We start from the raw sequence: 13,036 nt of genomic DNA on the forward strand, positions 1-13,036 counted from the left end.
ATGAGCTATCACGATGTTGTTGCCGAAGACTGCCGGCTGATCATCCTGAACGAGCTGTCAAAGGAAAATGACAGCCGCCTGAATGAGACCATCCTGACCAAAGTCCTGGAGAACTTTGGTCACCTGAAAACACGGGACTATGTCCGAACGCAGCTGCGCAAGCTGGAGGATCTCGGCGCGATCGGCATCAAACAGGTTGGGACCGTCCAGGTCGCGGAACTCCGGCAGCCCGGTCTCGACCATGTCGAACGCCGCTCTTACCTGGAAGGCGTTGGCCGTCCATCGTTGGAGGGCTGAATGGCAAAGCGCCGCAAGGGCAGGGGACGTCTTTCCTCGATTGAACAGCTTCCACCTGAATGTGATGAGGTCATTGTCTGGGCGTCTCGGGAACTTCTCAGCCGGGATCGCACGCAGCGGGAAATCTATGAAGAGTTCTATCTGAAGCTTGAGGAAGTCCAGCGGGAGAACCGTGGCGAACTCGAATTCAAGATCCCGTCTTTCTCATCCTTCAACCGCTATTCCATCAAACAGGCGCATTTGACCCGCCGCCTGGAAGACACCCGGGAGATTGCCAGCTCGATTGCCGCAAACTTCGACGCGGAAGCGTCCGACGATCTGACCTTGATTGCGGCGGAAGCCATCAAAACACTTGCCTTTGAGCTTCTGACGGATGCCGGCGAAAGCGGCATGGCACCCAAGGACGCCATGAACCTTGCCAACGCGCTGCGCGCTGCCTGTCAGGCGCAAGGCGTCTCGACCATCCGCCGCCAGAAGGTTGAAAAGGACTTTGCGGACAAAGCCACCAAGGTGGTTGAGAATGTTGCGAAGACCAAAGGGCTCACGGCAGAAACCGCAGACGCTATCAAGGCGCAGATCCTGGGCGTTCGAACATGAATGCGCCGATCTCCAAAGAACAATGGGCAGAGCTGCGCCGCCAGACCGTCGATGACATTGGCGACATTGCCGATCAGGTCGGCTTGCCGAATGTGCTGTTGAACTATCAGTCAGAAGCGGTCGGCCTTCTTGATACGACCGGCGTTGAGGTTCTCTTCATTGAGAAGTCGCGCCGCATCGGGATGACCTGGGGGCTGGCGTCCTATGCAGTCCTGAAAGCTGCCAAGGAGAAAAAGGCCGGCGGTTCTGACGCCATGTACATCTCCTATTCTCAGGAGATGACGCGGGAGTTCATCGACGCCTGTGCCATGTGGGCCCGCGCTTATTCGCTTGCTGCCATCGAGCAAGGTGACTTTATCTTTGAGGACACCGATCCGAACAACCCGGACGAAACCCGGAAGATCCAGGCCTTCCGCATTCGCTTTGCCTCCGACTTTGAAATCATCGGTCTGTCCTCGGCTCCGCGATCCCTGCGCGGCAAGCAGGGCCTTGTCATCATTGATGAAGCGGCCTTTGTTGAGAACCTCAAAGAGCTTTTGAAAGCCGCCATGGCGTTTTTGATGTGGGGCGGTCAAGTCGTGATCTGTTCCACCCATGACGGCACGGAGAACGAGTTCAATCTTCAAATCCAGGACATCCTGGGGGACCGATCTCCTTATGAGCATATGCGGGTCGACCTGGACGATGCCCTGAAAGACGGCCTTTACCAGCGCATCTGCCTTGTCCAGGGCAAGGAGTGGACGGCGGACGCGGAAGCTGACTGGCGTCAGAAGCTGATCGACAACTATGGGGAGGGGGCAGACGAAGAGCTTTTCTGCATTCCCACCATGGGCTCCGGCACCTGGTTGAGCGGACCACTGATTGAAGCGCGCATGAAAGAAGACGTGCCCGTCTTGCGGCTTGATCTACCAAAAGACTATCTGCATCGCTCAGAATTGGAACAGGCCGTTCTGATGGCGCCATTCCTGTTGAAGCTGGAAGAGGCACTGGCCGATCTGCCGAAAGATGTCCGCTATGCCTTCGGCTTCGACTTTGCCCGAGTTGCGGATCTGACGGTCGGCTGCCTCCTCGCGATCGAAACAGATCTGAAGCGCCGTGAGGTTCTGTCCTTTGAGCTGCGCAATGTCCCAGGACATGAACAGAAGCAAATCACCAAGATGGTTTTGGACGCAGTTCGATCACGTCTGGTTGGTGCTGCCTTCGATGCCACCGGCATGGGCTGGACGGTTGCTGAAGACATGGGCCGGCTCTTCGGATTGCGTGAGGACCCGGAAGGGGCTGGCTTGATCATGCCGATCAAGTTTTCTGAAACCTGGTACCGGCTGGAAATGCCGCCCCTTAAAGTGGCTTTTGAAGACGACATGATCAGTCTTGGAAGGGACAGTGATCACGTTTCGGATCTGAGGCACGTCAAGCTTGTGCGCGGCATTCCCCGTGTGCCTGAGGCACGCACCAGCGAGAAAGGCGAACAGAGTGCCAAGGCCAAGAAGCGCCATGGTGACTATGCCATTGCGCTGGCTCTGGCACACTATGCCAGCCGAATGCGCTGGAGCGAGTTCGACTATCAGCCTGTGCCTCCCAAACACAGCCGCCATGAAGAAACCGCTGGAAGCGACGGCGACACGCCTTACCGCATATCCAGCTTGCGCCGATCGAGAGGAATATTCGGATGGCAAAGCCGCAGCTATTGGACCAATACGGCCGCCCGGTGTCGACGGCGGGCCTCAAGACCGAACAGGTTACGGCTGAGATCAGGGCTATCAACCGCGCCACCGCGATGCATCCGGCGAGCGGCCTGACACCGCCACGTCTTGCGAGCATCTTGCGCAACAGCATCGAAGGTGACCCGGAACCCTATCTAGCGCTTGCCGAAGATATGGAAGAGCGCAACGAGCATTATGCCGGTGTGCTTGGAACGCGGAAATTGCAGGTGTCCAATCTGGAAGTCACGGTCATTCCGGCCGGTGACAGCGCAGAAGAGTTGCGGGATGCTGAACTTGTCGAGGAGGTGATCGAGCGCGAAACCTTCCAGGACGAACTCTTTGATATTCTGGATGCGATCGGCAAAGGGTTTTCGGCAACCGAGATCCTCTGGGACACGTCAGAAGGTCAATGGCGGCCGAAAGCGTTCAAGTGGCGGGACCCGAGATCCTTCCGGTTTGATGACAATGACCAGGAAACCCTATTGCTCCGGACACCTGGAGGCGATGAGCCTCTCAAACCATTCGGCTGGATCACGCATTTCGGCAAGGCGAAGTCTGGATTGCCCATTCGCGGCGGTCTTGCCCGTGGGGCTGCCTGGGCGTTTCTCTTCAAGTCTTTCACCCTGAAGGATTGGGCCATCTTCTGTGAGGCATACGGCCAGCCCTTACGTCTTGGCAAATACGACCAGGGCGCGACGGAAGAAGACAAGGCCAAGCTGTTGCAGGCCGTTGCCGGCATTGGTGCTGATTATGCCGGTATTATTCCGCAGAGCATGGCGATCGAGTTTGTCAAAGCTAATTTGAGTGGCACGCATGAGCTTTATGAAAAGCGGGCTGACTGGCTCGATCGGCAGACGTCCAAGCTTGTCCTTGGCCAGACCCAGACCACCGATGCGACAGCCGGGGGCTATGCGACGGCAAGTGTGCATGACGGTGTGCGTGAAGATATTGAGCTTGCGGACAGCAAGAAGGTGTCGGCCACGCTCAACCGGGATGTCACGATCCCGATGATCAGTCTCAATCATGGGCCGCGCAAGAAGTATCCCAGAATCAAAGTTGGCCGGCCGGACGAGGAGGACATCAAAGAGCTGGTTGAGAATGTGACCAAGCTTGTGCCACTTGGGCTGAAAGTTCCGATGGCCGCCATGCGCAACAAGATCGGCGCACCCGAGCCGGATGGCGAAGTAGAGCTTTTGACCGCGCCCGGATCTCAGCGTCAAGAAGAAGACACATCTGAACAGAAGTCGGAAGATCAGTCAGCGAAGGCACAAGCTTTTCGGGCCGGCCCGTCCAGCCCGCCACCTGATGTCTATGATCGAGCCATCTCAGGCATTCTGGAAGACGAGGGTTGGGCTCCACTGGTTGAGCCGGTGATTGCTGGACTGGAGGAAGAGCTTGCGCAAGCCACCTCGATCGAGGAGGCGCGTGCAATCTTTCAGCGCCGCTTGGAAACCATGGGTGTGACGGCACTGGCGGACACGCTGGCCAAGGCGAGTTTTGCTGCGCGGATCTCCGGTGAAGCTGGCGAGGACCTGGACTGATCATGGCTGACTTCACGCCCTTGCCGCCACGGGCCGCAATCGCAGCTCTGCAAACACGCGGGCTCCGTCTTGACCCGACTTTCGCGTGGCAGGATGTTTATGCTCAAGATCATGCGGCCATGTTCACGGTCGCCAAATCGGCGGGGCATGACATTCTTATGGATATCTGGACGGCATTGCTCAAAGCCCTGGAGAAGGGGGAGACGTTCGAAACCTTCGCACGCCGGATCAAACCGGAGCTTGTCCGCAAGGGATGGTGGGGTGAAGCGATCGAGGAAGATCCGCAAACCGGCGAACCGGCGAAAGTGCGCCTTGGCTCGATGCGCCGGCTGCGCACCATCTTCGATGCCAACATGAACGTCTCCTATGCGGCCGGGCATTGGTCGAGTTTTGAGGGTACAAGGAACAGCCGGCTGTTTCTGAGGTATGTGGCCGTCCAGGACGGATTGACCCGACCGGAACACCAACGGCTTCACAATGTCGTCCTGCCAATCGATGATCCGTTCTGGAACCTCTATGCGCCACCGAATGGATGGAATTGCCGGTGCACGCTTCAAAGCCTGTCGCGACGGGACGTCGAGCAGTTACAGCGGGAAGGGGAGGATCTGAAGTTCGAAGCGCCGCCGATCTCTTATCGGTCCTGGACGAACAAGCGGACCGGGGAGGTTCGGCAGATCCCGGACGGCATTGATCCGGGGTGGGACTACAATCCCGGTGCGGCTGGACACCAGGCCACCATGGAACGGCTTCTAGAGCGGGAACCGCCTGAATTTCCTGAAACTTGATTTAAGGGGCCTACAGTGCGCGAGAAGCGTTTTCGCGCATCGCGACGGCAGAGAATGAGCTACTGCGCGCTGGTGCTGTTTAAACACTGTTTAATTTTGAACCTAGGGGAAGAGATGGACTTCCAGCTTTCGTTGCAAAGCTTCTTCGGCAGTTCGTCGAATCGATACGAGGATATCATCGTCTTTGAAGACGTAGTGCGCGAATTCCGCGTAAGTATGAAACTCACTTGCAAAGTTCACTCTTGCAGAGCGAAAAGTTGGGCCGTGATCAGTTGATTGCATTTCTAACTCCAAAATGATGGCTTCCGACTTTGCATCGATCATTCGGTTCGTTCGCTTCCTCAGGTCTGCTAGTTTGAACCTTTCCGGGAACGTTTCGCCGTATAACCTTTTGAAAAAAAATATTGCGTAGTCTAAGTCGATAAAAGTTCTTGAGCCGACCAAACTGTCTCTGGTGGAATTTTGCCTGTCGGCTATTTCCCAACTTGGAATTGGATTTCCAGCCCAGTTCTTCGAAAGAGATGCAAGTAGATTTGTTTCAAGATCTGCTCGTTTTATTTCATCCATCTGGGTTGGAAAATCCGGAAATAATTGTTCAAACGAAAGACCAGTGTCTTTTAGTGAATTGGTTTCAGGCTGAGGCCCTTTTGTCGCAGTCAAAAGCACCTTCGCCACCCACTGGAACTCTGGTCGAAGGTTTGAAATCTTTTCAAAAAGCTTAATGTTGCGAGAAACAAGGTCCGACGACCGGGAGAGGAGGTGCCTGTGTTTTTCGAGCAAATGCTCTGGTGCATCTGAAAGCTGATCGTATTTTTCCGCCAAGTAGTCGGTAGCGTTCTTGAATGATTTTGTTTTCTTCCCGACTTCCCAAATAAATGCACCCGCCGCCAGCATCGTCACTGCGCCAGCTCCTGCACCCATGAGAGCGTTTGCATACTTGGCAAGATAAACTGACGCCCCAACTAAGGGCACCAGTGCCGAGCCAGTGAACGCTATCCGCAATAGCCTGCTTCTGTCGGGATAAGGGTCATCAGGAACGGGTGTTGTAATTTCCTCAACTATTTTGGCAGTATCAGGTTCAAGCAAATCCGGTTCATTTATGAGAACTTCTCCCAGCTCTCGTATTGCGTTGATTTCCTCTTCTTCTTCCGCAAGGGTTGCGATGAATTCTCGCGACGCAGCGACGAGCTTGCGTCCTGTTGCGGATGCCATGATCAAAGGGCCGATCAATATCGTAACCGTCTCGATGCTCGCTCCCTCTGAAGCTTCATAATCTGGCCAATCGTCAGAGGCTATTTGCTTATCTGCCGTTTTCTTTGCTGCCAGCAGTCTGTTTCCACGTGAGAAAACTTCAGTGAAATTGATCTCGTCTACCGGCTTGGAAATAGAGACTGAAAAGTCCCGAATGATTGGAGCAATTACTGTGGCTTGAGGAGAATTGGGATTTGCGTCGTATCGCTGGGAAAGGGTGTCCAGCGGCCCGCCGGAAGATTTCAATTCGCTGACGATCTGTTCAATCGTCTCCCGGTCATTTTCGTCGACAAGCGTAGGGACAATCGTGAGTCTGCCGTTTTCAGATAGCTGAAATCTGATGAATTCGCTCTGCTCAGGAATGGCGACTTCGATGCTGTCTGGCGACGGTTCCAACTCTTCATAGTAAGTGCTGCGGAGCTCTTCATAGGTATGGTTTGTAATTAACTCAATGGCTGAGACCAATGCCTCCACAGTAGACAGAACTGCAAAGGCTCTCCCCAGCAGGAAGTTTCGAACGGTTGAAGGGCTTAAATTCGAATAGTCGGCTATATGGTCGTAGGTGATCCCATGTCGTTCTTGCGCAGCTTGCAGGACCTTTGCAACTTCATATGGCGAGAGCGAATTTTGCATAGCAAGAAAACCATTTTGGAATACGATTTAAATCAGCCATAAAATTTGTTATTCCAGTAGAACCTTTTTTGCAATCTAAGGTCGCGCCCCGGCAGCCGCCGGGGTGTTTTGGTTTTTGGGCCTTGGGCACATTCGGCTCATGTTGAACCAAGCCGATCTTCTTCAAATCTGCGCCGCTGATCCTTTTGAGGCTAGCCAGTCTAAGGACGGCGCGTGGATCAAGCTGCTTCCTGCCGGAACGTTCTCGACCCGTGATGGGCGCGGCCCGTTCCACGCCGGTGGCGAAGCTGAAATGAAGGCCATTGTCGAGCGGACGTTGGACTACCTGGGCGACACTGAAATGATGATGGATTACGACCATCAGTCTTTCTTTGGCGCAGTTGAGGGTGTGGGTGGCACGGCGAAGGCGGCTGGCTGGGTCAAGGAATTCGACGTTCGAAGCGATGGCATCTACGGCCGGGTCGAATGGACTGATGCTGCTAAGGCGGCGATCGAGGCTGTTGAGTACCGCTACATTTCTCCGACCTTCTCTTCAAACAAAAAGACCGGGCGGGTAGGGCTGCTGTTCAATGCGGCACTTGTGAACTCTCCGGCAATGGACCTTGCGGCGATTGCCGCCAGCGCAAATCTCACTCTCACCAAAGGACCTGATATGGATCCCGAAATTCTGGAAGCGCTCGGCTTGGCCGAGGGGGCTTCGGAAGCTGACGTCTTGTCGGCTCTCCAGGCCTTGCAGTCTGGCTATGCCCAGGTTGCTCTTGCCGCCGGTCTTGCCAAAGATGCCGATTTTGAAACCGTTGCTGCGGCGGTCAAAAAGGCGGTGGAGACCAACGCACCCGATCCGGCCAAATTCGTACCGGTCGAACAGGTCACCGCGCTGCAGGCGGATCTTTCCGCGCTCAAGTCGGAAGTTTCCGGCGACAAGGCGGAAACTGCCGTCGATGAGGCCATCAAGGCCGGCAAGCTTGCTCCCGCCTTGAAGGACTGGGGCTTGCAGCTCGCCAAATCCGATCTTGCCAAGTTTGAAGCCTTCACGGCATCTGCGCCGGTTCTGACTGGCGTCCAGCTTGGCACCTCCCCGAAAACAGAAAGCAACCCCGATCTCGATGACACCGATCTGCAAGTCATGTCGCAGATGGGTCTCAGCGAAGAGGAGATGGTTGCTGCGAAGAAGGATCTTGGCACATGACCGCTCTTGCCGTTGACCGGCGCACGCCGGAGCGTTCCGGCGACCGCCGGGAGTTTTCCGTCAAGGCGTCGACCTTGATCTATGCCGGTGCCCTGGTGGCGATCGGCGCGGATGATCTTGCCGTGCCGATGTCCACCGCAACCACTCTGCAAGGTGTCGGCCGGGCCGAAGGCCGTGTGGACAATTCCACCGGCGCGGATGGCGACCTGACCGTTTCGGTCGGCTCGGGCATCTACCGCTATGCCAATTCGGCAGCTGCCGACGAAATCACTGCCGCCGATATCGGCGAGAATTGCTACGGCGTCGATGATCAGACCGTGGCGCTCACCAACGGCACCAACACACGGTCTGTCGCCGGCAAGATTTATGACGTGGACGCGCACGGCGTCTGGGTCGACTTCCGCTAAACCGCCAGAAGAAACAGGAGATCCATCACATGGATATCAATGCACAGGCGCTCCAGTCGGCTTATGTCGGGTTTAATGCAGCGTTTCAGAGCGGTTTGAAGGAAGGCACGAGCCTTGCTAGCCGCATTGCAACGACCGTCCCGTCAACAACCCGTGAAAACGAATATGGCTGGCTTGGCAAATTCCCACGCTTCCGGGAGTGGATCGGTGATCGCGTCATCAACTCGCTCGCCAAGCATGGCTATGCGATCAAGAACAAGCCGTTTGAATTGACGGTGGAAGTCGATCGGGACGATTTCGACGACGATAATCTGGGGATCTACAACCCGCTCTTCCGGGATCTTGGCATGTCGTCCATGACGTTCCCGGACGAATTGGTCTGGCCGCTCCTGAAAAACGGATTTACCGAGAAGTGTTACGACGGTCAGAACTTCTTTGACACCGATCACCCGGTGCTCGATGAGAACGGTAATGAGATTTCTGTCGCCAACACAGATGGCGGCGTTGGAACACCCTGGTTCCTGATGGACGTCAGCCGTCCCTTGAAGCCAATCATCTTCCAGGACCGCAAGCGGCCCAACCGGCTTATCCGGATGGACAAGGAAGACGACACCAACGTCTTCATGAAAAAGCAGTTCGTTTACGGTCTGGACGGCCGTGCAAATGTTGGCTTTGGCTTCTGGCAAATGGTCTGGGGCTCCAAGCAGACCTTGAATGCGGCGAACTATGAAACTGCCCGTATTGGCCTTGGCAGCCTGAAAGCCGACTTCGGCGAGCCGCTTGCGATCAATCCCAATTTGCTGGTTGTGCCGCCCGCGCTGGAAGGCGCTGCCAACGAGATCGTCAAGAGCCAGCTCGTCAATGGCGGTGAGAGCAACAAATGGGCCGGGACCGCTGAAGTCCTGGTCGTGAACTGGCTCGCCTAAGCGCCTCATCAACCAAACCCGCCACCGCACTCCGGGCGGCGGGCTTTCCAACCGGCATTTGCCCAAAGATGCCTGTTGGCAAGCCCTTCAACTCAAGGACCAACTTCCATGGCCAATGAAACCAACCCAGCGACCAAGACGGCAGAGACCAAAGACACAAAAGCCAAGGCAGCTGCCAAAACACAGCCCGCCCAGGCGAAGACTGCCGCACCTGCCAATACCGCGCCAAAGGCAACGGAAGCTAAGAAGGGCAGTGAAGCTTCCAAAGATCGAAAAGTGGCGTTCCGGATCTCCAGCAAGGTCAAGGCTGGCATTCGCCGCTGCGGTGTGCGTCATCCGGCTGAGGCCACCGACTATCCGGCCGACCGGTACACGTCCAAGGAGCTTGAGATCCTGAAGAGCGATCCGGACCTGGTTGTCGTCGACCTTCGATAATTCACTGGGGAGCGCCGCGAGCTTGGGACGCCATGAGCGGCATGGCAACCCGTGCGAAGCCCCGCTGACCGGACCAAGAGGCCCATTACGGTTACCGGCAGATAACAGCGGCAGAAAATACCCCAGAGAGGGCGGTCTGGTACGGCTCGCAAGGCCCCCAGCGGTTTCCCCGGCCTCGGCCCTTGGGAGACCTGAAACAAGGACCCTAGGTCGCCGCCCGTAAGCTTTTAGAGGAACCGCCGTGGCCTATGTCACCCAACAAGATCTGATTGATCGGTTTGGCGATCGTGAGCTGATCCAGCTCACCGATCGGACCAACCTGCCGGCAGCCACGATTGACGCCACGGTGGTTGCGGCAAAGATTAGTGATGCTGAGGCCATGGCCGACAGCTATATGGCCAAGCGCTACAAGCTGCCGCTGAACCCGGTTCCGGACGTCCTGATCCCGATCGTTGCCAATATGGCGCGTTACTACCTTTATGGAGAACGGGCAGAGACGGAGAGTGCAGTCACCCGCAATTACAAAAATGCGCTTGGCTGGCTCAAAGACGTTGCCAACGGCACCGTGCAACTTGAGGCGGAAGGTGTTGCCTCTGCCCAGACCGCCGGTGGTCAAATCCAGACGGTTGCTCCGGACCGCGTCTTTTCCCGTGACACGCTCGAGGGCTATTGATGACCGGCGTGCGCGAAGCCCTGACCATTGAGGATGCGGAAATCAATGCGGCCTTGACCCGTGTTGAAGAAGCCGGTGGCGACAGTTCCGCCATGATGCGCGATGTGGCTGCCGCTATGCTCTTTTCCGTTCAACGCCGGTTTGAGCAAGAGATCGCTCCGGACGGTTCAAAGTGGCCGGCGCATGCTCCAAGCACCGCGAAAGCCCGTGCCAATCGCAAGACACGCGGCAATGCCCCGGTCACGCCGAAGTTGCTCCGCCAGACAAATCGCCTCTTCAAGTCGATTACCGGCGAAAGCAGCGCCAGTGAAGCGGCGGTCGGCACGAACCTCGACTATGCCGCCATTCACCAACAGGGCGGTACGATCATGCAGTATCCGCAGTCGCGTAAGGTCCGGTTCCGCAAGGTTGGTGGCCAGACCCGGTTTGCCAAGAAAGCCCACAAGCGGGCGGTCGAGAAGCCGGTCACGTTTGGCCAGCGCACCATTGTCATTCCGGCGCGCGCCTATCTCGGGTTTTCCCAGGCTGACCGCGAGACCATTCAGCGCATTGCGGGCGATCACTACAATGCAGCGGTTTCAGGAGGCCAGCCGTGAGCCTCGTCTCTGACATCATCGCCCGTTTAAACGACGGTCAAACGGTCTTTCAAACGGTGGCCGGTGCGGTCGAGTTGTCGCTTATCGAAAAGCGCCGGCTGGCATCCCCGGCTGCGTATGTTCTTACTGCTGAAGAGGGCAGCCGCGACAACGAGCGCATCAATGGCAAGGTGCTGCAGCGCCTTGAAAGCGATATCGCGGTTGTCATCGTCTCGGACAATCTGGCCGACCCGCTCGGGGCTTCTGCCGGTCTGGATATTGAAGACCTGAAGAGCTTTGTCCGTGGGCGTCTCATCGGTTTTGAACCGGCAAGCGGCGTCGAACCCATCACCCATGTTTCCGGAGAAATCGTCAAAGCCAGCGGCGGTGCTGTCTGGTTTGAGGATCGCTTCTCCGCACCTTCCTACCTGGAGCAAGTCTGATGACCGACAAACCCTATTCCCCGCGCTTAGGCGGTCGCTATGAGCGCGATCCGGAAACCGGCAAGCGGAAACGCGTCGAGGAAACCGGGCAATCGGCTCCAAAGAAACCCGCGCCGGCCAAATCTGACAAGCCGGCTCAAAAGTCGCGCAAGGAGACCTGATCCATGGCAACGCGCAAATATCGCAAGCTCGCACTTCTCACAAAGATCGAGCTGGTCGAAGGCACAGACAGTGTCCCAACCGGCGCAGCGAATGCCATCCAGGCAAACGATGTTTCCATCACGCCGATGGCGGGTGATGAAGAAACCCGCGATCTGATGCTGCCCTATCTCGGGCACCAGGGCGTGATCCTGACCGGCGACTATGTGCAAATGGAATTCTCGGTTGAGATCGCCGGGGCAGGGGCTGCCGGCACCGTTCCACCTTTTGGCGCTCTGCTCCGGGCTTGTGCGCTCTCTGAGACCATCAATGTCGGTGTCGATGTTGTCTATGAGCCGATCTCGGATGGTGAAGAAAGTGTCTCGGTTTATTTCAACCAGGACGGTGTTCGCCATGTTGCGCTTGGCGCGCGCGGCAATGTCACCATGGACTTCACGCCGAAACGCATTCCTCGTTTCCGGTTCACCATCATGGGGCTTCTCGGCACGATTAGCGATCAGGCATTGCCGACTGTCGATCTTTCCGGTTTTCAGACACCGCGTCCGGTTTCGAAATCTGCGACCACTTTGACGCTGCATGGTGCTGCTCGTGTCGGTGAAAGCCTGTCGATCGATCTTGGTCAGCAGATCGAACCGCGTCACTTGATCGGCGCGGAGCGCATTCAACTCACCGATCGGAGAGCAACCGGCACGGCGGTTGTTGAGGCTGACACGCTCGCCAATGTCGATTGGTTTGCGATTGCCAGTGCTCGGACGCAGGCGGCCCTTCAGCTCGTTCATGGGACAGCTGCTGGCAATATCGTCCAGATCGACGCACCGAATGTCGAGGTTGGCCGGCCAAGTCAGGGACAGACGCAAGGCGTCGTTAATTATTCGCTGCCGCTGATGCTGGTTCCGAATACCGGTAACGACGAACTCACCATCACGGTGAAATAGCACCAGCAACAGGAGCCGCTCTCCCATGGATTTCAAGGTTACAGACATCTATCGCTTTTGGTGGCCGGTTCTTGTGCGCATGCCCGACCCGGATCACGCCGGCAGCATCATTGAACAGAAGTTTGAGGCTCTCTTTGAAGCGCTTAATGATGACCGTGCTGCCGAACTGGATGAAGCGTTCGAGGCTCTGGAAACCGACAAGCAACGCAAGGCCCATCAGCACGATGTCATCCGAACGGTCATGAAGGACTGGCGCGGTGTGCTGACCGAAGACGATAGCAAGCAACCGTTTTCATCTGATGTGCTGGACCTGTGCCTCAAACAGAACTGGTTTCGCATTGGCGTCTATGAAGCCTATGCCCAGGCTATGCGCGCAGAAGCGGCTGGCGAAGGTCCAACGGTAAAAAACTGAAAGAGGCCGCGCGGGCCTGGGCCTTTTCCCGCAGCGGTCATTCCGATCCGTCCGAGCCCAACACTCTTGATGAGG

At 56.6% G+C, this 13,036-nt stretch carries 16 protein-coding genes; 15 read left to right on the forward strand and 1 reads right to left on the reverse strand.

The features are described 5' to 3' along the window. From K1718_RS13280 to K1718_RS13300, 5 genes are read left to right on the forward strand one after another with little or no spacing between them, the layout of a single operon-like run. A complete protein-coding gene (locus tag K1718_RS13280) occupies positions 1 to 297 on the forward strand; it encodes a VpaChn25_0724 family phage protein (protein WP_265682285.1) in 297 nt (98 codons plus the stop codon). After that, positions 298 to 894, forward strand: coding sequence for a DUF3486 family protein (locus K1718_RS13285; protein WP_265682284.1), 597 nt, complete (start codon positions 298 to 300; stop codon positions 892 to 894). Continuing rightward, entirely contained in the window at positions 891 to 2,693 is a 1,803-nt protein-coding gene (locus tag K1718_RS13290; RefSeq protein ID WP_265682283.1) for a terminase large subunit domain-containing protein, read from the forward strand. The genes K1718_RS13285 and K1718_RS13290 overlap by 4 nt, the downstream gene beginning before the upstream one ends. Then, the gene (locus tag K1718_RS13295; protein ID WP_265682573.1) at positions 2,603 to 4,138 is read left to right on the forward strand and encodes a DUF935 domain-containing protein; all 1,536 of its coding nucleotides are present in this window, start codon (positions 2,603 to 2,605) and stop codon (positions 4,136 to 4,138) included. Before K1718_RS13290 ends, K1718_RS13295 begins: the two co-directional genes overlap by 91 nt. A 2-nt stretch (positions 4,139 to 4,140) precedes the next feature. Further along, positions 4,141 to 4,923, forward strand: coding sequence for a phage head morphogenesis protein (locus tag K1718_RS13300; RefSeq protein ID WP_265682282.1), 783 nt, complete (start codon positions 4,141 to 4,143; stop codon positions 4,921 to 4,923). A gap of 102 nt (positions 4,924 to 5,025) precedes the next feature. On the opposite strand, the gene K1718_RS13305 is transcribed toward K1718_RS13300, so the two are convergent. Then, entirely contained in the window at positions 5,026 to 6,807 is a 1,782-nt protein-coding gene (locus tag K1718_RS13305; RefSeq protein WP_265682280.1) for a hypothetical protein, read from the reverse strand. A gap of 139 nt (positions 6,808 to 6,946) precedes the next feature. Between K1718_RS13305 and K1718_RS13310 the strand changes: the two genes are divergently transcribed. From K1718_RS13310 to K1718_RS13355, 10 genes are all read left to right on the forward strand, one after another. Next, on the forward strand, positions 6,947 to 7,996 hold the full coding sequence (locus K1718_RS13310; RefSeq protein WP_265682278.1) for a phage protease: 1,050 nt from the start codon (positions 6,947 to 6,949) through the stop codon (positions 7,994 to 7,996). Next, complete coding sequence (locus K1718_RS13315; RefSeq protein ID WP_265682276.1) at positions 7,993 to 8,403, forward strand: hypothetical protein; 411 nt, start codon at positions 7,993 to 7,995, stop codon at positions 8,401 to 8,403. Before K1718_RS13310 ends, K1718_RS13315 begins: the two co-directional genes overlap by 4 nt. Positions 8,404 to 8,432: 29 nt before the next feature. Beyond that, on the forward strand, positions 8,433 to 9,329 hold the full coding sequence (locus K1718_RS13320) for a Mu-like prophage major head subunit gpT family protein (protein WP_265682275.1): 897 nt from the start codon (positions 8,433 to 8,435) through the stop codon (positions 9,327 to 9,329). A 108-nt stretch (positions 9,330 to 9,437) separates the two neighbouring features. Then, positions 9,438 to 9,764 (forward strand): HI1506-related protein, encoded by a 327-nt coding sequence (locus tag K1718_RS13325; protein WP_265682273.1) that lies wholly within the window; start codon positions 9,438 to 9,440, stop codon positions 9,762 to 9,764. A gap of 241 nt (positions 9,765 to 10,005) precedes the next feature. Further along, positions 10,006 to 10,437, forward strand: coding sequence for a gp436 family protein (locus K1718_RS13330; protein WP_265682272.1), 432 nt, complete (start codon positions 10,006 to 10,008; stop codon positions 10,435 to 10,437). Continuing rightward, a complete protein-coding gene (locus tag K1718_RS13335) occupies positions 10,437 to 11,033 on the forward strand; it encodes a phage virion morphogenesis protein (RefSeq protein WP_265682270.1) in 597 nt (198 codons plus the stop codon). Before K1718_RS13330 ends, K1718_RS13335 begins: the two co-directional genes overlap by 1 nt. Continuing rightward, entirely contained in the window at positions 11,030 to 11,455 is a 426-nt protein-coding gene (locus K1718_RS13340) for a phage tail terminator protein (protein WP_265682268.1), read from the forward strand. The genes K1718_RS13335 and K1718_RS13340 overlap by 4 nt, the downstream gene beginning before the upstream one ends. Next, positions 11,455 to 11,616: a hypothetical protein gene (locus tag K1718_RS13345; RefSeq protein ID WP_265682267.1), complete on the forward strand. Its 162-nt coding sequence runs from the start codon at positions 11,455 to 11,457 to the stop codon at positions 11,614 to 11,616. Before K1718_RS13340 ends, K1718_RS13345 begins: the two co-directional genes overlap by 1 nt. Positions 11,617 to 11,619: 3 nt before the next feature. Continuing rightward, the gene (locus K1718_RS13350) at positions 11,620 to 12,549 is read left to right on the forward strand and encodes a phage tail tube protein (protein ID WP_265682266.1); all 930 of its coding nucleotides are present in this window, start codon (positions 11,620 to 11,622) and stop codon (positions 12,547 to 12,549) included. 25 nt (positions 12,550 to 12,574) lie between these two features. Continuing rightward, positions 12,575 to 12,961, forward strand: coding sequence for a hypothetical protein (locus tag K1718_RS13355; protein WP_265682264.1), 387 nt, complete (start codon positions 12,575 to 12,577; stop codon positions 12,959 to 12,961). Positions 12,962 to 13,036 lie beyond the last annotated feature (75 nt).

It is taken from the genome of Roseibium porphyridii, from assembly GCF_026191725.2.
GTDB classification, from domain to species: Bacteria; Pseudomonadota; Alphaproteobacteria; order Rhizobiales; family Stappiaceae; genus Roseibium; species Roseibium porphyridii.